General features: G+C 48.7%; 20 protein-coding genes. 1 reads left to right on the top strand and 19 read right to left on the bottom strand.

The window, feature by feature from the left end:
* Positions 1 to 24: 24 nt before the first annotated feature.
* The 17 genes from wecB to cysQ all read right to left on the bottom strand — a co-directional run bounded on the left by wecB (position 25) and on the right by cysQ (position 18,769).
* Positions 25 to 1,119, bottom strand: a complete 1,095-nt coding sequence (wecB, locus tag K0B93_RS05580; RefSeq protein WP_219866270.1) for a non-hydrolyzing UDP-N-acetylglucosamine 2-epimerase — start codon at positions 1,117 to 1,119, stop codon at positions 25 to 27.
* Positions 1,120 to 1,185: 66 nt separating this feature from the next.
* A complete protein-coding gene (locus K0B93_RS05585) occupies positions 1,186 to 3,312 on the bottom strand; it encodes a bi-domain-containing oxidoreductase (protein WP_219866271.1) in 2,127 nt (708 codons plus the stop codon).
* 84 nt (positions 3,313 to 3,396) lie between these two features.
* Positions 3,397 to 4,365, bottom strand: coding sequence for a hypothetical protein (locus K0B93_RS05590; protein WP_219866272.1), 969 nt, complete (start codon positions 4,363 to 4,365; stop codon positions 3,397 to 3,399).
* 31 nt (positions 4,366 to 4,396) lie between these two features.
* Positions 4,397 to 5,242, bottom strand: a complete 846-nt coding sequence (locus K0B93_RS05595; protein WP_219866273.1) for a sulfotransferase family protein — start codon at positions 5,240 to 5,242, stop codon at positions 4,397 to 4,399.
* Between the two features lie 68 nt (positions 5,243 to 5,310).
* Entirely contained in the window at positions 5,311 to 6,405 is a 1,095-nt protein-coding gene (locus tag K0B93_RS05600) for a glycosyltransferase (RefSeq protein WP_219866274.1), read from the bottom strand.
* A gap of 20 nt (positions 6,406 to 6,425) precedes the next feature.
* Positions 6,426 to 7,601 carry a hypothetical protein gene (locus tag K0B93_RS05605; protein WP_219866275.1) on the bottom strand — a complete coding sequence of 392 codons (1,176 nt, stop codon included), beginning with the start codon at positions 7,599 to 7,601 and terminating at the stop codon, positions 6,426 to 6,428.
* Between the two features lie 17 nt (positions 7,602 to 7,618).
* The gene (locus K0B93_RS19385) at positions 7,619 to 8,134 is read right to left on the bottom strand and encodes an acyltransferase (protein WP_219866276.1); all 516 of its coding nucleotides are present in this window, start codon (positions 8,132 to 8,134) and stop codon (positions 7,619 to 7,621) included.
* Positions 8,127 to 9,587, bottom strand: a complete 1,461-nt coding sequence (locus tag K0B93_RS05615; RefSeq protein ID WP_219866277.1) for a lipopolysaccharide biosynthesis protein — start codon at positions 9,585 to 9,587, stop codon at positions 8,127 to 8,129. Before K0B93_RS05615 ends, K0B93_RS19385 begins: the two co-directional genes overlap by 8 nt.
* On the bottom strand, positions 9,584 to 9,919 hold the full coding sequence (locus tag K0B93_RS19390; protein WP_324124062.1) for a hypothetical protein: 336 nt from the start codon (positions 9,917 to 9,919) through the stop codon (positions 9,584 to 9,586). The genes K0B93_RS05615 and K0B93_RS19390 overlap by 4 nt, the downstream gene beginning before the upstream one ends.
* On the bottom strand, positions 9,850 to 10,089 hold the full coding sequence (locus K0B93_RS19395; protein ID WP_324125380.1) for a hypothetical protein: 240 nt from the start codon (positions 10,087 to 10,089) through the stop codon (positions 9,850 to 9,852). Before K0B93_RS19395 ends, K0B93_RS19390 begins: the two co-directional genes overlap by 70 nt.
* Before the next feature lie 138 nt (positions 10,090 to 10,227).
* On the bottom strand, positions 10,228 to 12,453 hold the full coding sequence (locus tag K0B93_RS05625) for a polysaccharide biosynthesis tyrosine autokinase (protein WP_228743313.1): 2,226 nt from the start codon (positions 12,451 to 12,453) through the stop codon (positions 10,228 to 10,230).
* 5 nt (positions 12,454 to 12,458) lie between these two features.
* Positions 12,459 to 12,902, bottom strand: a complete 444-nt coding sequence (locus tag K0B93_RS05630; RefSeq protein WP_219866278.1) for a low molecular weight protein-tyrosine-phosphatase — start codon at positions 12,900 to 12,902, stop codon at positions 12,459 to 12,461.
* A gap of 4 nt (positions 12,903 to 12,906) precedes the next feature.
* Positions 12,907 to 14,013, bottom strand: a complete 1,107-nt coding sequence (locus tag K0B93_RS05635) for a polysaccharide export protein (protein WP_219866279.1) — start codon at positions 14,011 to 14,013, stop codon at positions 12,907 to 12,909.
* Positions 14,014 to 14,105: 92 nt separating this feature from the next.
* Positions 14,106 to 15,056, bottom strand: coding sequence for a hypothetical protein (locus K0B93_RS05640; protein ID WP_219866280.1), 951 nt, complete (start codon positions 15,054 to 15,056; stop codon positions 14,106 to 14,108).
* 176 nt (positions 15,057 to 15,232) lie between these two features.
* A complete protein-coding gene (locus K0B93_RS05645; protein ID WP_219866281.1) occupies positions 15,233 to 17,287 on the bottom strand; it encodes a YjbH domain-containing protein in 2,055 nt (684 codons plus the stop codon).
* A gap of 238 nt (positions 17,288 to 17,525) precedes the next feature.
* Positions 17,526 to 18,005, bottom strand: a complete 480-nt coding sequence (gene rfaH / locus K0B93_RS05650; RefSeq protein ID WP_219868035.1) for a transcription/translation regulatory transformer protein RfaH — start codon at positions 18,003 to 18,005, stop codon at positions 17,526 to 17,528.
* A gap of 5 nt (positions 18,006 to 18,010) precedes the next feature.
* Positions 18,011 to 18,769: a 3'(2'),5'-bisphosphate nucleotidase CysQ gene (gene cysQ / locus K0B93_RS05655; RefSeq protein ID WP_219866282.1), complete on the bottom strand. Its 759-nt coding sequence runs from the start codon at positions 18,767 to 18,769 to the stop codon at positions 18,011 to 18,013.
* Positions 18,770 to 18,859: 90 nt separating this feature from the next.
* Here cysQ and K0B93_RS05660 point away from each other — a divergent pair, with 90 nt between their 5' ends.
* Complete coding sequence (locus K0B93_RS05660; RefSeq protein WP_219866283.1) at positions 18,860 to 20,221, top strand: MBL fold metallo-hydrolase; 1,362 nt, start codon at positions 18,860 to 18,862, stop codon at positions 20,219 to 20,221.
* Positions 20,222 to 20,288: 67 nt separating this feature from the next.
* Here the strand turns inward: K0B93_RS05660 and tviB are convergent, their stop codons facing one another.
* The gene (tviB, locus tag K0B93_RS05665) at positions 20,289 to 21,551 is read right to left on the bottom strand and encodes a Vi polysaccharide biosynthesis UDP-N-acetylglucosamine C-6 dehydrogenase TviB (RefSeq protein WP_219868036.1); all 1,263 of its coding nucleotides are present in this window, start codon (positions 21,549 to 21,551) and stop codon (positions 20,289 to 20,291) included.
* Between the two features lie 76 nt (positions 21,552 to 21,627).
* Complete coding sequence (pseI, locus tag K0B93_RS05670; RefSeq protein WP_219866284.1) at positions 21,628 to 22,680, bottom strand: pseudaminic acid synthase; 1,053 nt, start codon at positions 22,678 to 22,680, stop codon at positions 21,628 to 21,630.
* Positions 22,681 to 22,686 lie beyond the last annotated feature (6 nt).

Consider the following 22,686-nt stretch of genomic DNA (forward strand, 5'->3'; position numbering starts at 1 on the left):
TGTGCCAATAACGAAAGATCTTGTTTAGCGGCAAAGCAACTGCTCCAGCGCCGCAACGATCCGCTCACTGGTTTTGCCGTCCCACAACGGCGGAATACCACCCTGCTTCCAGTTTCCGGCAAACAGCTTATCCAAGGCCGGGCCCAGTGCTTCAGGGTTGGTACCCACCAGTTCATTGGTGCCTAGTTCAACGGTTTCCGGGCGTTCTGTGTTATCACGCAGCGTCAGGCAGGGCACCCCCATCACCGTCGTCTCTTCGGTAATACCGCCGGAATCCGTAATCACCGCTTTGGCGTGCTTCACCAGATAGTTGAACTGAAGGTAAGGCTGAGGATCTGCAAACACCAGATTTTCGGGCAGGTCAATCACATCACTGAGTGTCTTAGCGGTGCGAGGATGCACCGGAAAGATTACGGGTAAACCGCGAGTACCGGCTCCAATGGCCTTCAACATTGCTGCAAACGAACCGGAAGCATCAACATTGGCTGGGCGATGCAACGTCACCACGAAATACTCCCCCGCGTGCAAGCCCCTCTCGTCCCAGAAATCCGGAGCACTGAAACGAGGCATATTGGCCCGCAACGTATCAATCATGGTATTGCCCACAAAGAAAATCCGCGTATCGTCAACGCCCGCGTTCCGCAGGTTTCCTCCTGCCCATTCGCTGGTGGTGAAAAACCAGTTGGTGATGCTGTCCGTCACCATCCGGTTGATCTCCTCCGGCATGGTCCAGTCCCCGGAGCGGATACCAGCCTCGACGTGGGCCACGGGAATATTCAGTTTTTGCGCCGCAATGGCACAGGCCATCGTGGAGGTCACGTCACCTACCACCAGGCATAGGGCACAGGGGCTTTCCATCAGTAGCTTTTCATAGCTCACCATGATGCCTGCGGTTTGCTCGCCCTGGGTGCCGCCACCGGCCTCCAGGTTTACATTCGGCTGAGGGATACCGAGCTGCTCAAAAAACGCGCCGGACATACGTGCATCGTAATGCTGGCCCGTGTGCACCAGCCGATAGCGCAGCGGGCCACCTTCGGAGGCCCTGACTTCCAGGGCCTTGATTATTGGCGCAATTTTCATGAAATTCGGGCGGGCGCCCGCAATGATGTCGATCAGCATAAGAAGACACATCCAAGTGAAATCAGAAAAGCCAGTGGCCGGGGGGCCGACCACTTAGGAAAGGGATCAGCCGCGCAGTTGCTCTGCTACTTGCACAGCGACACGTGAGACCTCAAAAATCTCCGATACCGGGATCGGGCTGGGTCTGCCCTGCTTGATAGACTCAATAAACGCCTTCGCACACGCCTTTTGACCTTTATCTTGGCTAAACAAGCGTTGCCGCTTAAATCCCGGCCACGCAAAGCCTCGTAAAGCCTTAAAGTTGTCCAGCTGAAGCACAGCATTATTACAGAAAATCTCCAGCCGCTCTTTAGGGAAGGCCTTTCCGCCATTTGCCAAATACAAAATTGTGCCGAAAGAACCGTCAGCGAAGGTAAGCGTGATGCTAGCTTTGTCGTCTCGTACGCCAATTCCCGGAGCATCGCCCATCTGGGTAGCAGTAAACCCCGTAATCTCGCTGCCGGCTAAAAACCTCATCAGATCAATATAATGGCACGCCTCGCCAATAATCCGGCCACCGCCCACCTCCGCGTCTTGCGTCCAATGGTCAGCAGGGATTTCGCCGGCGTTCATGGTAAAAATAAAAGCCTTAGGCTGCTTAACCGGCATTAATAATCGCTTAACGGTTTGGGTTAATGGCGAAAATCTTCTGTTAAAGCCAACCATCAAATGTTGTTTATTGCCTGTTTCTTCAAAAGCAGCTTCAACGGAATCAAGTTCAGGCAGGGTGAGCGTCAAAGGCTTTTCCACAAACACATGCTTCCCACTTTTCAAAGCATCCACAGTCTGCTGAGCATGCAAGTTGTGCTGTGTCGCGATCACTACAGTGTTTACCGAATTATCTTTCAACACAGCATCGCTATCAGTAGCTGTGTGTACAAAACCATGTTTTTTCCCATGGTGCACACCCGAAATCCCACCGCTACTGGCAAGAGTGTGCAACTTAGCCCCACCTTCCTTGAACGCCGGAATTAAAACGCGAGACGCATAATTGCCGGCGCCCAGAAATGCACAAACTGCTTCGCCATTTTCATAAGAAGTCACGGATTGAAGACTTACTTGACGGTTTACTAAGTTCGCATTGTCAGCCTTATGCTCTGGATACTGTAATAAGATCCCCAAAGCCGATTTATCAGCCAAGGTTTTATAGCCGTCAACGGCATCATTGATTCTAAATCGATGACTAATTAATGGCTGCATATTCAGCACACCACTAGCCATCATATCTAACACTGCCTCAAAATTACGTTGTTCCGTCCAACGCACATAGCCAACGGGGTAATCATTGCCCTTTTCTTCATATTCGACGTCATAGCGGCCAGGGCCATAAGAGCAAGACACCTGAAAGCTCAATTCCTTTTCGTAGAAATCCGCACGGGACAGCTCTAACCCAACAACACCCACTAAAACGATTCGCCCACGCTGTCGACACATATTGGCCGCTTGCGACACAGGCTCATTACTTTTAGTAGAAGCCGTAATGATAACGGCATCGACACCACGCCCTCGCGAAAAAGACTCCGCACATCTCAAAGCGTTTTCACCTTTGGAAAGGTCGACCGTTTCCGCCCCAAACTCTCGTGCCAACGCACATTTATTACTGTCAAAATCGACACCCAGCACGCGGCAACCCTGGGCTTTGAGAAGTTGCACCGCAACCAAGCCAATTAAACCCAACCCAGTAACTACAACACACTCACCCAGCGTCGGTTGCGCCAAACGTATGCCCTGCAGAGCAATAGCTCCGAGAACAGTAAACGCTGCAGATTCATCATCAACATTGTCGGGTATCTTGGCACAGAGATTTTTGGGGATGCGCACAACTTCGGCATGACTACCATTAGAGACCACCCGATCACCCACTTCAAATCCGGAAACACCACTTTCAAGCACCACACCGACATTGCAATAACCCAAAGGCAAAGGCTGATCTAATTTCGATCGTACAGCATCTAGGGTCGGCTGCAGGCCATCCGTTTTAACCTTCTCCAACACCATCCTCACTTTGTCAGGCTGTTGGCGGGCTTTATCTATTAAATTGGCCTTGCCAAAATCCACCAGCATTCTTTCTGTGCCAGCACTAACTAAGGTTTGCTGACTGGCAATTAACAAGTGCCCAGGTTTGTTTTTTGGGCAAGGCACATCGGCCAAAGTGGTCTCGCCAGTTGAAAGATTTTGTAAAATTTGTTTCATAGTATCACTTTATCAATAGCGACAATTTACCAAGACGCGTTCGAAGAGGTTTTTAGATGTATCTGCTTTGAGAATATAGGGTATTCATAGAACTTTTTTATCAGAGAGCAGTTTAGAAATAAGCTTTACTGTTTTATCAACATCACCTAATGGCACCGTATTAACGCCTTCAGGCCTAAAGCACACATCGCTGGCAACGACATGGGCTCCTGACAGTAATGCTTCACGCACACTTAAAGAATCGCCATCAGTTTTAGTTAACCTAACAAGCAATATTAAATTAGATAAAAAAGCTGATTGTTCGACACCTCCATACTCAAAATAAAAGTTAGAGTTTGCGACCGATAACTCTTGGGAAATATCTAATATTTCTTGGGAGAATGAACTATCATCCAATCTCCCTATCAACATTAAAAAATCCAAATCCTTATACTTAGGCAAAAGTTTCTTATATATTTTTAAAGTATCAAAAATCCCATAAAGGTCTGGCTCCTTTGAAGAGTTTTTCGGCGAGTGCGCACTGGCAAGCACTATACGTTTTCCTTGCTTTTTCAACAAACCCTTCAAACTTTCCGGAACTGTACGCTTTGCAAGTTCAATTTCATTTTTATTAGGGGGTAAGAACGGGCAAACGACATGTGACTTTTCTTTAAAAAATATATTTTGCTGAATATAAAAACGTTTTAAGTCCTCGCTCACCAAATGGACAGCCAAAGACCGCTTAATGAATTCTCTAAAAAAGAACATTTCAAAACTTTTGAGATTAATTCTTCTAGTTGAATTATGATCAAAAAAAACAGTGTACTTTGATAGACCAAAGCAAACGAAAAACAAATATATTAAAAAATGCGACGTATTTAATTCAATAATAAAATCCTCACCCTCAATCCTTGCTTTCAGAAACATCCACAACAAAATAACAGGAGTAGTTATTCTACGTACATCAAGAAATCTTACTCTTTTCTCGGTTTTTTTTAACTGTTCCAACCTCCTTTTGCAGTAAATTGACACTCCGCCCAAAGGTGGGGGTATTTTCCCAATAAGAACAAACATAGCTATTCGATTACCATTATCAAATACGGCTTCATCTATTGATCACCTTAGCGACCATCTGCTCAATAACTTCATTTTTAACAGGCAACTCTAAAAATGAAAAAATATTTTCTAGCTCGCGTCTTGGATGACGACAAATCAGCTCATATTGCACGTTCAATATTTTATTTCTTTCGACGTACTCTAGCGATTCGATAGCTTGGTCATGACAGTGTTCCCATTGCTTATAACAAACACTATTAAGGCTTTGACTCTTTACAAGTTCCTTAATCCCCTTAAACTTCGGCCCCCAGTAGGACTTCGCATTAAAACCCAGCATACGAGCAAGCAGTCTAAAAAGGTCAGGAAAATAAGCCATTAATGATACAAAAGAACGAAAATCAAACACCCGATTCCGTAAATTAGATTTCCGTTTAATAGTTAAATACAGTCTGCTTAGCAGTGGCTTTTTTCGAACTTCAGCACTATCTAAGGCACTACCAGCTTGCCCAAGCCATTCGTTAACGGCTGACCTAGCAACCGCCTCTCCATTTCTTGTTAGGTGGATAAACTTTGCATTCGGGAATGCTCTTAACAAAACCTCTACTCTTAAACAATTCGCTGGCGTTTTATCAATGAAAATTTTTGCTCTCGGATTCCTTCCTATAGCCTGCCTAACTATTTGGTTTCTTATAACCGAAATTGCGTTATCGGTATAGCGACATTCATCAATATCGTCATAAAAACTGAAATCATGGCCATACTTCCATAGGTAGTTAATCTCGCCTAGATAAGCAATTTCAGCATGGCAACTTAGCAAAGTTTCGCCCAGCATAGTGGTGCCCGATCGAGCTGTACCCAAAAGAAAAACGGGCTCAATATTGGTTACTTTATTCACAGATAAATTTGTCTTTTAATTAATTGGGTTTGACAGCGAAGACATATAATTTAACCACCCTTAAGGAATTAGGCTCCCTTAGCTTTATTAAAAATTTCTAAGTATTTTTCAATAATACTCTTTGATTCGAAAAGCTCGACTGCCCGAGCTCTGTTTTCATTTCCATATGACTCCAAATCAGATTCACTAGACTCTAATAAATGCTTAACTATACGACTTAAGCGCTTTGTATCATCAGGGCAAAATGTCAAAACATCATCGATCAATAGGTTTACGTCGGAAACATCTGAGGATATTACCGGCTTAGAGTTAACCATCGCCTCACAAATTACGTTAGGCAGTCCCTCATAAAAACTAAATAACCCTAAAGCATCAGCCTCATTAACTTTAGCAGCAATATCTATCGTTGGGTCATGAAAGTTAAAAACCTTGGTTAGTTTGTATTTTTCAATTTTCTCCAAAGCTTCATGTTTAGAATTATCAAGTCGTTCTCCGCCGTACCAGTTAACAACAAGTTGATCTTTTTCTTCACTATTCAAAAGATTTACTGCCTCAACAAGACCATTAAGATTTTTTAGGTATTGGTGGCTCGCTACAACTATTAAATTAAACTTACCGTCTTTTTTAAATACATAATTTCCAGGCTTTGGTTGCCATTTTTCAAAATCGATCAAATTGTATATTACGTGCAGCTTTTCATTAGGTAATAACGGATTCACCTTTTTAACTAGCTTAATATTCTCGTGCGAGTTAGCCACGACAGCATCAGCAAATACATGAAAGCAACGAAAAAACTTTAATTTAAACGACTTTAAAATAGCAGGATTTGCACTTCTCTCACCTACCACTAAGCGCCATTTTCTAGACGGAAAACTCGATATTTCACAAATAAAGCTAGCAGCCTGCAAAAATGCTAAAACAGAATCATAGTCTCCAGACCTGATAACTTTTCGCATTTTCCAAAAACGCTTAGCATAACTACTCTCTAAAACTTCAATTACAGAAATCTCCTGCTCTTCGAGGATCTCGTAATAGAAAGGAATTGAGTGGTAGACTAAAAAGGAAACATCATGGCCCTTCCCCTTAAACGCTATAGCTAAGTTCACTAGCTGGCGCTGAGCTCCACCAGAACCGAGACTATCAATTACACAGAGAATTTTCATATCTTAGCTATTTCCAACACCTAATTGTTATCATTAAATTCTTCTAAACTGACTACCATATAGAAAATAAACAAAGGATAAAATAAGCTAATTTTTGTTAAAGATAATAGTAAAAATAGCGACAGTCGATGCCTGCCTGCCTCCCTTTCTTTCATACAAAAATATAAAAATATAAAAAAACCCATGTAACCGAATTGGATCCACATAAATACGATCAATCCGGAATCATTTATGGCAGCAGCTTTACTACCAAAATCTTTACTTGTTGCGCTGTCATAAATTTTCGAGTCGACTAAGAATATTCCCCCGCCAAAAATAATATTAATTGGATTTTCTCGCTCCAAGACTAGCTCAATTAATTTAAAACGTGAAGCAGATGATCTGTCCGCTTTGTCGACTTGGCTTTGGTATAATGTTTCTATTGTGCTCGCATTAAAAATAAATATGATCATTGAAACAAAAGCAATGCCAATATAGGTTCTTATCTTCAACCTTTGGACATACAGGTAATATCCTAAAAATAATGTCGCGATAATCACTGCTGCCGTTGAAAAGGACAGATACATACTAAGCAATGAAACAGTAAAAAGTTTTTTATTTTTTTCAAAGCCTTCGTGTACTAGGATCAAAGACAACAAAGCTAATACACACATAAAATAATTCGAGGGCTCTGCAAAAAAGCCTGTTGGCCTAAAGGAGCCGACCCCACCAAGGGAAGAGTCAAAACTTAGATAACGGCTTGTGTCGCCAGTAAAAGGCGTCAAAAAATCAATGTAGTATCCTGACAAAAAATAGGTGAAAAACTGTAAATAAAAAACGCTAACATGAAAAGTCAAAAGCGGTTTCAATAGGCGAAAAACGCTTCGTCTTTCTTTACTGGCCAGTAAAGACCTTAGTGCCACAAAAATTAAAACGCACAAAACTAATCCAGAAACTTTACCCAAAAAAGCGTCGGAGAAAATGGGCAGCGCATCGTCGATTAAAAAAACTTGAAACCTAAGTGCGGAAACTAATATTAAGGTAAAAAATATAAAACCTTGAACAGAAGCCTTTTTGCTTATTGGAACTCTGTAAATAATAATAAATATTAACAATAGCCCTAAGCCTAAAGACCAAGCATAGATTGTATGATTGATAAGTATTAGGCTAAAAAAGCTTAAGAAGAGCAGGCTGTTTTTAAAGTTAATCGCTTTCAAAGAACACCAAAGTTAAATTACTTTTGTATAAATGATTCATCAGGTAAGGACAATAGATATTCTCTCTTCTCTTTCGGATTCATGAATTTAGATCTAACGTTTTTCCCGACCATCTTTTTCTCGAAATTATAGATACTATCAATGACTTTTGCAGGGTTGCCTCCAACTACTACATCATCAGGAACTGATTTTGTTACAACTGATCCTGCCGCAATCACAACGTTTGAACCGATCGTCACGCCTGGCATTATTAAGCAGTTATTTCCTATATATACGTTATCTTTAATGATAACTTTCCCAAAAAAGTCTAGGTCTGGGTAACTTTCACGTAGTACCCAGCCAGCTCCATGAGTAAATATTTTAGTACCAGCGGTAAGCTGAACATGGTTACCAATCGTAACTAAATATGGTTCAGAGCCAAATGAGACTCTATGGATATCGCATTTCAATCCGATTTTAACTCCTTGCTGTCGAGCAAGTTTCTCAGGCGACCATATAAGCCTTTTGTATAGGTTGAGGAATTTTTTAAGCATTGCTTTTACTACCGGTTATAATTTCTTTAAAGGCTTTAAGATCGTAATATAAATCACATACTTGGAGTAAGCGCAAACATGAAAAATACAATAATAAAAAAACGGGTAGCACCGCTAATGTATAAAATCCTTTCAAGTGAAAGTAGTTCGCCATAATGTCACATGAAAAAGTAATACCTATGGCGGTGGCCATTACTTTAACTACTACAAAGAAGTCACCCCAAGAATAGTGGTTTTGCACTTTTCGAGCAAAATGATAGTTGATAAAGAAACTAATTACGCTTGTTGCAACGAAACCATAAAGCAGGTTTTCAATACTCATTGTCCAAATGCCATAAACTATAGTGAAGGTTTGAAGTATTTTTTTAAAAATCTCGAGCTTTAATATATTTTCGGTTTTATCAAATACTTTAAAAACAATTCTGTTAAACATTTCTTGCAAGTAGAAAAACGATGCAATAATGAGCATCTGCAAATAAAAGACTGCTGACACCCACTTGTCTCCATACAACACCGTAATGATTAATTCCGAGTAATAGAAAATCAACATACAAATAAGTGCGACAATTATAGTAAAAACTCTTACCACACTTTGGTAAAGCGCGTTAAACTCCATAGGCCGGTTTTGTAATTTCGCCAGTGTGGAATAAACCACTCCTAACATAGCGCCTTGCAACACTCCTGTAGGCATTTCTTGTAACTTTTTTGCTTGGTAAAAATAGCCTGCTTGTGTAATAGAAAAATATTTACCCAGTATCAGTTGATAAACGTTATCAAATGCAGTGTTTAACAAAGAAGAAAGTGTGGTGTTAATCCCAAACTTATAAAACTGTGTGAATGCCTTAACACTGAATTGGTAAGTTCTTAAGGGGCCAACAAACAACCAAAGCAGAACAGTTAAGATCGCTGCGCTTGACAATTGCAGAGCAACCAAAGCCCAAACTCCTGCTCCATTGAATGCTAATACAACAGCGATAATTGATGCCAATAAAATCGCTAGAAACTCATAACCGGCCTTTTTTTTAAATTGTAAATTTTTTATTAGCTTGGTTGCTTGCGTGACTCTTAACGCATTAATCAACAAAACAAACGAAGATACTATTAATATTTCTTTTAGGTTTGAGTCTTCATAAAAATCAGCAATAAATCCTGATGATGCAACAAATAATGTCATCAGCGTTAGTGAAACCACTAGGTTAAATATAAAAATTGTGGAGTAATCAACTTCTGTTGCATTTTGCTTGCGAACCAATGCGCCTGACAGACCTGACTCGGTTAAGACTGAGGCTACGACAATAAAGAACATTATAATTCCTACCTGCCCAAATTCTTTTGGGCTAAGCAATCGCACCAAAATTATATTAGTTATTAAACCAACAGCAAGATAGCCGAACCGTCCTACAAAAGACCACAGCGTATTTACTAATAGGCTTCGTGAAAGCTCGCGACTCATTTAAACTCACATAACTTAAAAATATTTAGTCCTGTAGAATTTGCTTGGGACTTTCGATCAGGGATAGCTAACTCATTGATCAGCACGATATTCAGGTCGCGCTGGGTATTTTCGAGAACTTCGGCGGCTTCTGCTTTTTGAATAGATTCTGCCTTTTTAGTGCCCGCAATGGTGAGGCTGAGATACAAGGCGTCAACCAGCGTGGCAATATCGGGCGTCACCTTTTTAGTGGTCGTCGCCCGGTGCTCTTTATCGCCGGGGGTTATTGCGCTCCAGGCAAACAAGTCTTTGTTAATGTCGGAGCGGAGACTCGGTCCAGCACCAGTGCGCAATCCACTTCGGTGGCTCCCGAGTATACCGCGGATCTATACACCACAATATCGCCATTCTTCAGCGTCCTAGCAATGGTTTCAGTGGCTTTTATCAGCGGGGCTAAATCGGGCCGTTTATGCTCGTCGTTCGGGATTGGTACCTGGACAATAGAGACATTGCAGCCAGCCAGATTGTCATTGTTGACAGTGGTGAGTGGGTCAGCCCCCGTTTGGGATCAGACATTGGGCCCTTCAGTGAAAGTCCTTGGCAGATCAGCACCTTAAGGTTGCTTAGAGCCGCTGCGGCCCGCACCAGGACGCAATTTTAATCAAGCCTTATCAACTTTGTATTCGTAATTGTAATAGCCGTAGCCACCATACGCAGAAGCTTTCTTGACAACGGCATTAAAGACAACCCCCTTCACCTCAACTCCATTTTGCTCGAACCGACGCTTGGTAAGCTCTATCTCTTTCACCTGGTTCGTGCCAAACCGTGCCACCAGCATGGTGGTGCCAGCGTGCTTACCGACGATGGCTGGATCGGTTACCGCCAAGATGGGTGGAGTGTCTATAATTACGAGGTCATATTTCGCGGAAATTCCATCCAGAAACTCATCGAAGCGTTTGCTCATCAGTAATTCAGAGGGGTTAGGAGGGGTCGTTCCCCGGCAAACGAAATCCAGGCCCTCAAGGCCAGAAGGCAGAATAACCTCTTCCGAAGTGGCCTTGCCGCCAAGAAGGTCCGAAAGACCTTTTTCGTTCCGAATTCTTAGCACATCATGGGAAAAGCCTCGACGCAGATCGCCGTCAATAAGCAGCACTTTCTGGTCGCCCATAGCCATGACCGCGGAAAGATTGACGGAGACAAAACTTTTACCTACCCCCGGGCTGGGGCCAGATATCATCAGAATATTGTTTTTCGCGTCCATCATGCCAAAGTGGAGACTGGTTCGCAGGCTTCGCAGCGACTCGACCGCAAGATCCGCCGGGTTAACCACAGCGAGCAGGCCAGAAGCTCGCTCTCCGCCTCGAAGCTTAGCTCTGCTTTTCGGTTTCTGTAACTCAGACTGTGTTTCCGAGAGTGGAATGCTCGCGTAGACCGGCAAGCCTATTTTTTCGATGTCTTCCGGGTTTTCCACGCCTCGGTTCAGAGCAGATCTGAGCAGTACGATGCCGACTCCGACCATGCCGCCCAACAAAAACCCCAACACTACGATCAAAGAACGTTTTGGTTTTACCGGCTCGGCCGTATTCACTGCGGCCTCATCCACTACCCGTACATTGCCGACGGTACCTGCTCGGGCTATGTCTAATTGCTGGATATTGGAGAGCATCTGTAGATAGATCTCGTTACCGACTTCAACGTCCCGGCGGAGTCTCACCAGCTCTTGCTGAGTCTCCGGTAAGGTACCGATTCTGCGATCCAATTCGGCCCGGCGCTGTTTAAGCTCCGCCATCTGGGATGCCCAGGCCTTATAACGGGGATGTGTGGGCTGGAAGCGCTGCTCAATCTCCGCCCGTTGAATTTCCAACTCGGAAATACGGGTTTCCAGCTCCACTATCTGTTCAAGCAGCGAGCTGCCTTCGGCAGTGATATCAATGGTTTCCGCCGTTACTTGATATTCGTTCAGGCGCTTCTCGGCCGCCTCCAGGTCCTTCCTCACTTGCGGCAACTGGCTACGCAAAAACTCCAGCGACTGTGCTGCTTCCGCGCTGCTTCGCTGGACATTCTGGCGAACGTAGTTCTTGCCTACTTCATCCAGGATGGTTTCTGCCATCTCCGGATTCGGATGCTCGTACGTCAAGGCAATAATGCCTGAGCCTTTGCCCTTTTCGCTGGCCCCGATATCGCGTTGTAATTCGACGGCAGCACTGTAGTCAGATTGCTTGGTAACATTGAAGAGTGTACCAGGCCGGGCAACGAGCTCCGTCACCATCACGGAATACCGACCCTCGCTGGCCAGTTCATTGGTGTTACCGGTCATAAGTAGCTGACGTTCTTCATCCAGCAACTCCCAGCCATGGTCAGTCGCTCTCAGAATAAAATTCCCAGTTTGTCCCGGAACTTCCATTCGAGTGATTTTCAGCTTCTCGCCGCCCCAGGCGTACCGGGCGCCCCATAGCGGTTTTGCCACCTCGCCGGGCCCGCCGTCAAAGCGCCGCGCAATGGCCTCACCGACTATCGGGAAATAGTTTGGAGCGACCACAATGTCCAGATTGAGATTCTCCACCACCTTGCCCAATACCCGCCGACTTTTGATGAGCTGGATTTCAGTTTCCGCGTTGGAGGGGGATTCCAGCAGGCCCGACAGGTTCTCCATGCCGGGAAGGCCGCCCTGTTTGTCCTCCACCTGGATCAGACTATTCGCCTGGTATATTGGGGGCTGTAGCAGCGCATACGCGACGCCAACCGCCGTGAACGCCAGAGTGACGGCGATGATCAGCCATCGGCCGTCCCACAAGGTTCCGAAGAGTGCTAGAAGATCAATTTCATCATCATCCCTGATCCCGTTCATGTCGGACGGTCTTGCGGAGCTAATCGTACTGTCGGTCATTGCGGTTATTTATCCAGGTATTTGAGCCAGCTATTTGTGGCTTCATCGATCAGTTCATAAGCGTGTTCAAAGGCCGGACGTTGCTGGCGGTAGGGATCGGGCACAGGTTGGTTGTCCTGCCACTTGCCCAGCAGAAAGGCCCGGCCCCGGATCTGTGGCGCCAGTTCGTGTAGCTTTTTGAGGTGGCCCTCCTCCATCGCCAGGATCAGGTCTGACTGGGTAAGCATTTCCGCCGTTACCTGTCGGGCCCGGTGCCCGGTAGCATCTATACCCTGCCCCTTGAGGATTGCCAGAGCCGTTTCGTCCGCTGGCTTGCCAACCAACGCGCCAATGCCCGCGGACGTGACCGATTTATCCGAACGATGGGTCAGTTTGGCGCGTAGCAGATACTCGGCCATTGGGCTGCGACAGATATTACCAACACAGATAATCAGAATTCTTTTAAACATGGAGTTAGAAGTTGTTCGAAACTTCCTCTTCAGCGATAGAGAAAAAATAAACAGCCTGTGCGGTCGGCAGGATCTGCGTAATCAGACGGTTCCAGCGAGCGATTGGTGCCGCTGTCACGTAGACAATATCCCGCGGTTGCAGCTGAAACTGGTCCGCCAAAATCAGTGCCGTGGCGTTTCGGGCGTAAAGCTGGAAAACCTCGGCGATCTTACCGGTCTCTTCAGGTGCTTTGCGGATAACAAACACGCCATTGGCATTTGCGATACTTTGGTCAAAACCGCCGGACTCGGTCAGTGCCTCGGCAAGAGTGATATCTGAACGCCCCACGTTCAGGCTCGTGGGCTTGATAACCTCACCCAGCACGAAGATTTTCGCCGCGTCATTGCGGGACACGTGGATGATGTCGTTCGGGCGCAGAAGCACGTTTTCGCGAGTATCGCCCTGCCGGTAAAGATCCCGCAATGAATAACGGGTTGTTTCTGCATTCCGGGTCAGCGTCACGTCCGTCCAGTCCGCGACTTCAGTCAGGCCACCGGCGTTGCTGACGGCTTGCAGCAAGGTCAGGGGCACATTGGTGATCGGCTGGGTGCCGGGCTGTTTTACCTCGCCCGTCAGATAGACGCGCTTGGAACGGAACGATGCCACGGTTACGTCTACCTGGGGTGATTCAATATATTTGGCGAGCCTTTTACGGAGGATATCCCGAATTTCCGTTACCTTGAGCCCGGCGACTTCAACCTCACCCACGTACGGATAAAAGATGGTGCCATCGCTGTGCACCCAGTTACCGGCCTCGGAAGGGCTACGGTCGGAACCGGCCGGAATGGTTAGTTCGGGGTGGTCCCAAACGGTGATGCTCAGGATATCGCCACGGTTAACGACATAGTCGTAATCCTTGATTTCGGCCTCAAGCTGTTCGTTCAGCACCGGATTCCGATCCGGCTTTACCATCCTTTCCTCGAGCAACTTCGGTGTGATCGCATAGATATCGACCATCTTTTCCAGGTCAACACTTTCGCCCTCTTCCTGATCATAGGGTATATGGGCACCGGGAATGACTGAACAGCCGGCAAGGGAGAGGATAGCGAACAGGGATAGTAAGGCTTTCATCCGATCTTGGGTTTCCGTGGTTTACTGCAGGTTCTGAGGAATACAAAAGGGGCTGGATAAGCCAGCCCCTTTTTCTTACGCGGGGTTAGCGGTTAAGAGCCAGTGCCGCCGGTTCCGCCTGTCGGAGTTTCTTCATTCTCGATAGACAACTGGATTGCGGCATTTGCGATCTCATCCTGAAGGGCCTGTGCACCAATTTCTTGAGTGGTAGGAACTTTCACCTCGACCGCGATCGCTTCAGGTACGTAGCTGCGGTCAGCGTTTACCAGCTCAGGCAACGCGAGGCCAGAGACATCGTTTTGAACCGCTGCATTGATTGCCACCGCATCGATATTGTTGACCAAAGCACCAAAAGCGGCAGCGTTTTCGCCATTTGCATTTGCTTCAGCCTGCGGGAGCAGGGTAGCAATGTTCTGGGATATTACCTGATTAACCAAGTGTGCTGTAGCCGCGGCGCGGCGAGCGCTGTCGTTGGCGGCATCATCATTTTTCAGCGCCACCGGATCGTAGGACAAGAGGTCGATGTTGTCCGCGAGTCCCATTGCAGCGCGCAACTGAGCTTCCTGTTCGGCGATTATTTCGCTGATAGAAGCTACTGAGCCCGCCGCCAGAGCATTTTCGGTTTGCATCTGAACGATGGTACTAAAGCCACTGATCGCTTTTGTGCCTGCAGGGGCAAGCAGTTTCAGATTCACATCGACCAGTTGCCCGGAATCTTCATCAATGGTGTTGGCGTCCGCTTCCACAACCATCGGTGTGAGCAGCTGGGCGTCGGTCAGGCCTTCGATGCTGAACTGGCCACCATTAACAGTCTCGGAACTGGGCTCGCCATCGTCGCACTGCTTGTTCAGGTTTTCGTCCACACATACCTTGGCACCTCTTAAGTAACCATCGTAGGCAAAACCGCTCACAGCGCCGGTGCCGGCTGGCGATTCCTGCGTCGGGTAATCGCTACCTGAGCAACCTGCCAAAATCATCATGGGTGCCAGGATGGCTGAAGCAAAGAGGTTGCGCTGGAAATTTCCATTTTTCAACTGAGTCATAACTAGCCTCTACATCTGCTGAGTGAGCTTTTGCACGTTTTCTTGGTTTTGGTTATTGCTTCTTGATTATTCGTCGGTGCTGGCTAATAGGAAGCTACGTAGCCTCACTATAGAGAACAAGTATTAAAACGCAATGTTCTCTGTTTAAATTCAGAACCTTGTGATTTACGCCAACATCACCGATTGGGGAGACGCCCCCGATTCAGATAAACAGATCGAATCGGGTTAGATGAGCGAATGACTCGGGCGCCACCAAACGAGATGAAATTGGCGTCTTCATTAATTCGGGTTTGCACCTTGTAATTCCAGTCGGCATCGCCGCGGATCTGGGCGTACTTGAATTGGCCCGTTTTCTCTGGCGTCAGGGGGATCACCCAGCCAAGGCTCACGAACTCGGCGTCGGTGTTCTTATAGGACAGCGTCAGGGCGTAATCGCCGAACCAGAAGCGGCTGTCAATGCGAACGCCGGTATCTTCCTCGAAGAATTGCCCGCCATACACATCAAACTGGGTATTCAACCCGGGGTGGTAGTAGCTGTACCGGGCCAGTATCTGGTTGCGTTCAGCCTGATCAAACTCTGCATGCTCGAAGGCACCGCCCAGATAGGCCAGGCTGTGGCGGCCGTTGGAGCTGAGCAACAGTGTTTCATTCAGCAACCCATTCCAGTCCGAGACGTAGCGGCCGGCGTGGAGGCTTGTATAGAGCTGGGAATGCAGCTTGAAGGTCTGCTGAACCTCCACTTCGGTCAGGTCCGTGCGCTGTCGGTCGTCGTAGAACACCCCGCCCTTTTCGAAATCCTCGGTGGCGTAGACCTCGGCATTGTAGGTGGCGGAGGCCAGGGCACCGGTCCACAGGGAAACCGACATCTCGGCACTGATGCCGACAGAGGCATCCCACACCCCGTATTCGGTGGCCACGCCCGAACTGATGGTTGGGCTTAACGTGATGCGTGGTTTCCAGGTTGGGCCATAGCTGCCCTGGAAGTCCCACTCCGGCTCTTGAGCATTGAGCAGGCTACCTGGCGCAAACCTGACGGCAATCGCGTAGGGTTGCTCGGTAGTGGCCTGCTTCAGCTCAATCGTTCGCTCGCTAACCGGAATATTCTGGTTGAGGAGCGTGAGCGTCGCGATACGGTGGTGCTCGTCGGCCGCCTGAACCTTCTTAGCCACATCCAGGATGGAGTCCCGTTCGTCGCGGGTGTAGAGGTTGTTTTCCCACTGAAGGTGGAGGACATCCCCTTCACTGGCCACCCTGACCCGGTCATAGCCTTCTTCAACAAGCTGCTGACCGATACGGCGCGCTGTGGTTTTGCCTTCATTTGACTTGCCGCTAGTTAACGAGGGCTGACTCCGATCGTCACCTTGGCTGGTACCTGGGGCGGCGCTCACTGATACGGGGCTGGCGTTTGTGCGAGTTGTTTTGTTGGGCAACTCAAGCCTCTTCTTTGAAGGCTGATTGCCGAAGGGGATGGACAGGCCGACCGAAAAGAAAGTGCGGTCATTCTCCGTGTTGCCTTCATCGTAAGCCAACACTTTGCCATTCACCTGCATGCCCAGCGGCAGCAGGCCTTCTGGTGTGCTGGCTCCCAGCCCCAGGCGAACGTCCTGGCTGTCGTACTCAGCCATTAGGTTTAGCCAGGGCGCCGGGCGGTAGGAAACACCACCAAAGGGCCCATCCAGATAACGGTTCTCGATCGTCGGGTCCCCGTAACCCGCAGAGATTTCGACTGGGCCAAACTGCCGACCGGCCACCACGTACACGGCCTCAAAGTCGTCGGTTTCGCCCCCGAGATCCTGAACACCAGCCGCCAGCGTGAACCACTCTTCCGGGATAAACGGTGCCTGGATTTTCACATTGGCGGAGAGATCGCGGATGCCACAGTTCTTCTCCGTATATCCATTACACTGCGTTTTATCCCACGTAAGCCGCCCGCCTACTTCGACATTAGGGAAAATCCCAAAAAGACCGGCGACGTTGTTGTAGTAACCGTAAGGATTTTGCTGGCCAGAATTTCGTGTTTCCCACGCCTGGTCGGAGTACTGCACCGCCGCCCCGCCGTGATCAAGCACGGTGGCGGAGGGAACGTTCAGGTAGCCGCTGTATCCCGGAAAGGCCAGCTCGCCCGCCGATACCCGGCAGCTGAGGGTGACGCCGCCGAGCAAACCGGCGATGAAAAAGGCCTTCAGGCACGCTACCGCCCCACCGACCAGGGTCCAGTGTTTTGAGGTCATATAATTCATTGTGGCTTTTACAGACGGATAACCGGAGGGGCACGGGAGGGCAGCACCACCCTCCTTGCTGGTTCCAGTCGATCCCTGAATATGCTGTTCTAGACAGGGAGGGATTCTACGGCTTCCCTTGGACCACACAAGAGCCAAATAGCGGCCCGACGCAGTTTCAGATAGTTAGGAACGTAAACATTTGTAAAAGGCTCAGGATTACAACTAACAAGATCGCAAAGCTAACGGTTTAGCGCTTTAAGGCAGAGACCGGAACCTTGATGCGCTGCCGTTGTTGCATGAAGCTGATAAGAACAATGGCCCGTTCTTCGCCGTCGTAGGCCTGGAAAATTGCATTCAGCCCCTCAAAGGGCCCGTCCTGCAGTTCTACGGACTCTCCTGGGCGAATCCCTCCTTTTTCCTCAACGGTATCCAGACCGGTTTTGATGTGCTCGAGGATCTCATCCTCAATGGCGGCCGGCCTGTTGCCGAAGCCTACTACCCGGATAACGCCACGGGTTGACCGAAGCTTAGCCCACATGGGATCCGTCTGCTCAAGCGAGACAAACAGATAACCCGGGAACAGCGGCTCACGGCTCTTCGCGCGTTTACCTGCCCGAATCTTTTCGACACTGACCTTAGGGTAAAAGCAGGTAATGCCCTGGTTCTCCAGGTGCGTCAGGGCTCGGTCACCCTGGGCTGGTTTGTGCTGAAGCGCGTACCAACTCATATGCATCAGCCACCCTCTGCAACGAAATGGGGATTCAGTAGATTCTCTTTGCCATAGTGAAGCGGCTTGCCATCCAGCGTGTGGATCCTGCCGCCAGCAGCGGTCAGCACTGCATGAGCCGCTGCGGTATCCCACTCGCTGGTCGGGCCCAGCCGGGGGTAAAGGTCAGCACGACCTTCCGCGATAAGACAAAACTTCAGGGAACTGCCAGCCTGCACGAGCTCATGGTCACCCAGGCGGTCAATGAACGAGCGAGTTTCTGAATTCAGGTGATTTTTGCTGGCAACGACACGCCTGGCCGACTTGGGTTTCACGACGCGAATCTCTTGGATACGGCCCGTCCGATCTCGGCGGTGGGCGCCCTGCCCTTTCACGCCCCAATAGGCTTGCTTAAGCGCCGGGACGGTCACAACCCCAAGCACTGGCTCCCCATCCTCAATCAACGCAATGTTTACCGTGAACTCGCCCGTGCGCTGAGTGAATTCCTTGGTGCCATCAACCGGATCAATCAACCAGAACCGACGCCAATGCTTGCGTTCTTCCCACGGAATGTCGACGCCCTCTTCCGAGAGTATGGGGATGTCCCGGCTGATTCCACGCAGGCCTTTTACAATCTCATCGTGGCTGGCAATGTCGGCCGCGGTGATGGGCGAGTCATCCCTCTTATAGTTCACCTTGAAATCCGACTGGTAAATATGAAGAACACGCTCACTGGCCTTGTCAGCCACTTGTATAACATCCTCAAGGATCGAGCTGTAATGCATGCTTTTCGCTTCCTGCTTCAGATCAAAATGATATGAACTATTCTGAGCGATAGTAACATTCCCTCAATGCTGAATCAGAAGGATGCCACCATGAAACTTCGCTTCCTTGGCGCCACAGGAACCGTCACCGGCTCCCGCTACCTGCTTTCCGACGAGAAACACCGCCTACTCGTGGACTGCGGCATGTACCAGGGCGTTAAGACCCTCCGGCGGCGTAACTGGGCTGAGTTTCCGGTAAAGCCTTCAACAATCAATGCCGTGGTGCTCACCCACGCGCACATCGATCACTCAGGCTACCTGCCCGCGCTGGTCAAGAACGGGTTTAAAGGAAAAATTTACTGCACCAAGGCAACCCACGACTTGTGCAAGGTGTTACTGCCTGATGCTGGCTTTCTCCAGGAAGAGGACGCCAAGTATGCCTATCGGAAAAAGTTTTCGAAACACGAGAAACCAGAGCCTCTCTTTACGGAAAAGGATGCGTGGGAGGCGCTTAAACATTTCGAATCCCTGCATTACCACGAACCATTTGAGCCAGTGAAGGGTATGGAGGTGACCTTTACCCCGGCCGGGCACATTCTCGGCTCGTCCTGTGTGCATGTGCATCACAAGGAGAGTGATCGCACGGTGGTATTCAGCGGCGATGTAGGCCGTCAGAACGACGTCATCATGCGGGCTCCGGAACCTCTGAAAGAGGCAGACGTACTGATCTGCGAGTCGACCTATGGCGACCGTCGGCACGCAGAGACCGATCCCGAGAAAGAATTGGCAGAGATTATCACCCGAACCGCGGGCCGGGGTGGCATCGTGCTGATACCGGCATTTGCGGTTGGCCGGGCGCAGATGTTGCTCTACGTGATTCACAAGATTATGGGTGAAGGCCAGATTCCAAAGTTGCCGGTTTTCCTAAATAGCCCGATGGCAATCAAGGCCACCGAGATTTTCTGCAAACACAACAAAGAGCACAAGCTCAGCACGGCGCAGTGCGAACTGATTGATAACAGCACCAAGTTTGTTCGGACGGTCGAGGAATCCATTGCACTGGATGCGGTGCGCTACCCCTGCGTGATTATTTCCGCCAGCGGCATGGCCAGTGGAGGACGTGTGCTGCACCACCTGAAGACGCTATTGCCCAACGAGCGTAACAGCATTGTGTTCGCCGGGTTCCAGGCACCGGGTACGCGCGGGGACGCACTGGTGAACGGCGCGGAGTCGGTGAAGATTCATGGTGAGTATTGGCCGGTTAGAGCGGATGTTTTCAATCTGGATTCGCTTTCCGCCCATGGGGATTACAACGAGATTCTTGAATGGCTGGGCCAGGGGGAACTAAAGCCGGAGAAGGTATTTGTTACGCATGGGGAGATGTTGGCGAGTGATGTGATGCGGAAACGGATTTGTGAGCGGTTTGGGTGGGATGTTGAAGTGCCGGAATTGTTTGAGGAGGTTGAACTTTAGCCAAGCCTGACACTGCTTTCGACAAGTCCCGGGTTCCAAACTTCACCTGGGACTTGTCCTGGCAAGGTCAGAGCCTCAGATCTGCCTCCCCAAGTGGTAGCACGCCCTTCAAATCGAAAAGAACGCCCGTTTTCTTTAAATAAGCACGCAAGTCACTTGAGGTCTTGTCAGCATACTCTCGATGAGGAACGGCCAGTAACAGTGCGTCGTAACCGCCGAAGGGCGGAGAATCCACAAGCGAAACCCCGTATTCGTTGAAAGCTTCGCCGGCGTCTGCCCAGCAATCCATTATGTCCACAGAACAACCGAAATCCTGCAACTCCTTCACTACGTCAATAACCCGGGTGTTGCGCAAGTCAGGACAGTTTTCTTTAAATGCAAACCCTATGATCAGCACACGAGAATTGGCAACCGTATGCCCCTTCTTGATCATTGCCTTAACTAACTCGGCGGCAGCGTAAGGCCCCATATTATCGTTCACCCGACGGCCTGCCAGGATTATCTCCGGGTGATATCCGATCGCCTGGGCTTTATGGGTCAGGTAATAGGGATCTACACCGATACAATGCCCGCCGACAAGCCCCGGCTTGAAAGGCAGAAAATTCCATTTGGTTCCCGCAGCGGCAAGCACCTCGTGCGTGTCGATTTTCAACCGAGAGAAGATCATCGATAGTTCGTTCATAAGCGCTATGTTCAGATCACGCTGGGTGTTTTCAATTACCTTGGCGGCTTCGGCAACTTTGATGGAACTGGCTTTGTGGGTGCCGGCGGTGATAATGCCGGCATAGAGTGCATCCACTTCCTCGGCGATTTCTGGAGTGGAGCCGGACGTCACCTTCTTGATGGTTGTGACACGATGTTCCCGATCACCCGGATTGATACGTTCGGGACTGTAACCGGCAAAGAAATCCTGATTGAAGATCAGTCCGGATTCACGCTCCAGAATCGGTACACATACTTCCTCGGTTGCCCCCGGAAATACCGTGGATTCATAAATAACGATGTCGCCTTTCTTGAGAACTTTGCCGACGCTCTCACTTGCCTGAATCAACGGATTCAAGTCCGGGGATTTGTATTCATCAATCGGGGTAGGAACCGTAACGATAAAAATCTCGCATTCACGAATTTCTTCAAGAGAGTCGGTGAAGGAGAGTTTGGAGGCGCCTCGCAGCTCTTCCGGTGAAACTTCGCGAGTTAAATCCACCCCATCCTTGAGCTCAGCAATCCGCTTGCGGTTAATGTCGAACCCTTTAACCGGGCGCTGCTCCCCAAATGCTGCGGCAAGCGGCAGGCCGACATAACCCAGACCAATAACAGCAATATTCTTCATTTTAAGTCCCTTTGCCATGATTACACCTGAACAATGCTTTCCGTCCTTACCCTAAGAACCGGAGCCATTACAATTCCTACTGGTAATCCGTTTCCGCGACTGGTGAGTTTCGTTCAATATCTCGTGTTGCTACCTTACCGACAACCTCTTTTAGATACTTGGGGGCTAAACCATACCCAGGGCGGACACTACGAATGTCACTCTCCTGGATCACCTGGCCCGCCTTGATATCCTGAACAAAATACAGCGAACGGCGGAACTGGGCGTTACCCTGCTCACTGGACTTCCTTCCGTAATCTATCTGGCCCAACGCTTTCCACGCGGTTTTACTATCCCGGCATAACGCGGCGAGATCTTCAGGCTCCAATGAAAAGCTGTCGTCCGGGCCCCCTCCCTGCCGGTCGAGCGTAAAATGCTTTTCTACAATCGATGCGCCGAGGACGACACTGGCAATAGCTGTGGTGTTATCCAGGGTGTGGTCGGACAACCCGGTAACCGACCCAAAACGATCCTGCATATCGACAATGGTACGCAAATTATAGTCCTCAGCCGGAGCCGGGTAACCACTCACACAGTGAAGGATAGCGAGTTGGGTGCAGCCAGCATTTCGGGCGGCATCGACCGCTTCCCGAATTTCCTCCTCATCGGCCATCCCGGTGGAAATAATCATCGGCTTCCCGGTGCGGGCAACGTATTCAATAAGGGGCAAATCTACCGCCTCGAATGAAGCAATCTTATAGGCCGGGGCACCGAGCTCTTCGAGTAAATCGACCGCAGTGGTATCAAACGGTGAGCTGAAAATAGTAATACCCAGCTTACGGGCGTGATCAAAAAGTGGCTTGTGCCATTCCCACGGCATATGCGCTTCTTCATACAATTCATAAAGCGTGCGGCCATCCCATAAGCCACCTTTGATACAGAACCCCTCTGCCTGGGAATCGAGTGTAATCGTGTCCGGGCGATAGGTTTGCAGCTTAACGGCGTCCGCTCCCGCTTTAACCGCTTCCTCGATGATCCTCATTGCCGTTTCAAGCTTGCCGTTATGATTGGCCGACAGTTCCGCAATAATATACGGGGGCTGATTTCGGGAGATCTCCCGCCCATCGATAGTAATCATCGCCTCAGTCATAAATAT

The organism is Marinobacter sp. F4218, assembly GCF_019443085.1.
In the GTDB taxonomy this organism is placed as follows: domain Bacteria; phylum Pseudomonadota; class Gammaproteobacteria; order Pseudomonadales; family Oleiphilaceae; genus Marinobacter; species Marinobacter albus.

What these genes read in the sequence shown, in the direction of transcription:
- wecB (WP_219866270.1), bottom strand. Translation starts at nt 1,119, where the DNA reads ATGCTGATCGACATCATTGCGGGCGCCCGCCCGAATTTCATGAAAATT.
- K0B93_RS05585 (WP_219866271.1), bottom strand. Translation starts at nt 3,312, where the DNA reads ATGAAACAAATTTTACAAAATCTTTCAACTGGCGAGACCACTTTGGCC.
- K0B93_RS05590 (WP_219866272.1), bottom strand. Translation starts at nt 4,365, where the DNA reads ATGTTTGTTCTTATTGGGAAAATACCCCCACCTTTGGGCGGAGTGTCA.
- K0B93_RS05600 (WP_219866274.1), bottom strand. Translation starts at nt 6,405, where the DNA reads ATGAAAATTCTCTGTGTAATTGATAGTCTCGGTTCTGGTGGAGCTCAG.
- K0B93_RS19385 (WP_219866276.1), bottom strand. Translation starts at nt 8,134, where the DNA reads ATGCTTAAAAAATTCCTCAACCTATACAAAAGGCTTATATGGTCGCCT.
- K0B93_RS05615 (WP_219866277.1), bottom strand. Translation starts at nt 9,587, where the DNA reads ATGAGTCGCGAGCTTTCACGAAGCCTATTAGTAAATACGCTGTGGTCT.
- K0B93_RS05625 (WP_228743313.1), bottom strand. Translation starts at nt 12,453, where the DNA reads ATGACCGACAGTACGATTAGCTCCGCAAGACCGTCCGACATGAACGGG.
- K0B93_RS05630 (WP_219866278.1), bottom strand. Translation starts at nt 12,902, where the DNA reads ATGTTTAAAAGAATTCTGATTATCTGTGTTGGTAATATCTGTCGCAGC.
- K0B93_RS05635 (WP_219866279.1), bottom strand. Translation starts at nt 14,013, where the DNA reads ATGAAAGCCTTACTATCCCTGTTCGCTATCCTCTCCCTTGCCGGCTGT.
- K0B93_RS05640 (WP_219866280.1), bottom strand. Translation starts at nt 15,056, where the DNA reads ATGACTCAGTTGAAAAATGGAAATTTCCAGCGCAACCTCTTTGCTTCA.
- K0B93_RS05645 (WP_219866281.1), bottom strand. Translation starts at nt 17,287, where the DNA reads ATGACCTCAAAACACTGGACCCTGGTCGGTGGGGCGGTAGCGTGCCTG.
- rfaH (WP_219868035.1), bottom strand. Translation starts at nt 18,005, where the DNA reads ATGAGTTGGTACGCGCTTCAGCACAAACCAGCCCAGGGTGACCGAGCC.
- cysQ (WP_219866282.1), bottom strand. Translation starts at nt 18,769, where the DNA reads ATGCATTACAGCTCGATCCTTGAGGATGTTATACAAGTGGCTGACAAG.
- K0B93_RS05660 (WP_219866283.1), top strand. Translation starts at nt 18,860, where the DNA reads ATGAAACTTCGCTTCCTTGGCGCCACAGGAACCGTCACCGGCTCCCGC.
- tviB (WP_219868036.1), bottom strand. Translation starts at nt 21,551, where the DNA reads ATGAAGAATATTGCTGTTATTGGTCTGGGTTATGTCGGCCTGCCGCTT.
- pseI (WP_219866284.1), bottom strand. Translation starts at nt 22,680, where the DNA reads ATGACTGAGGCGATGATTACTATCGATGGGCGGGAGATCTCCCGAAAT.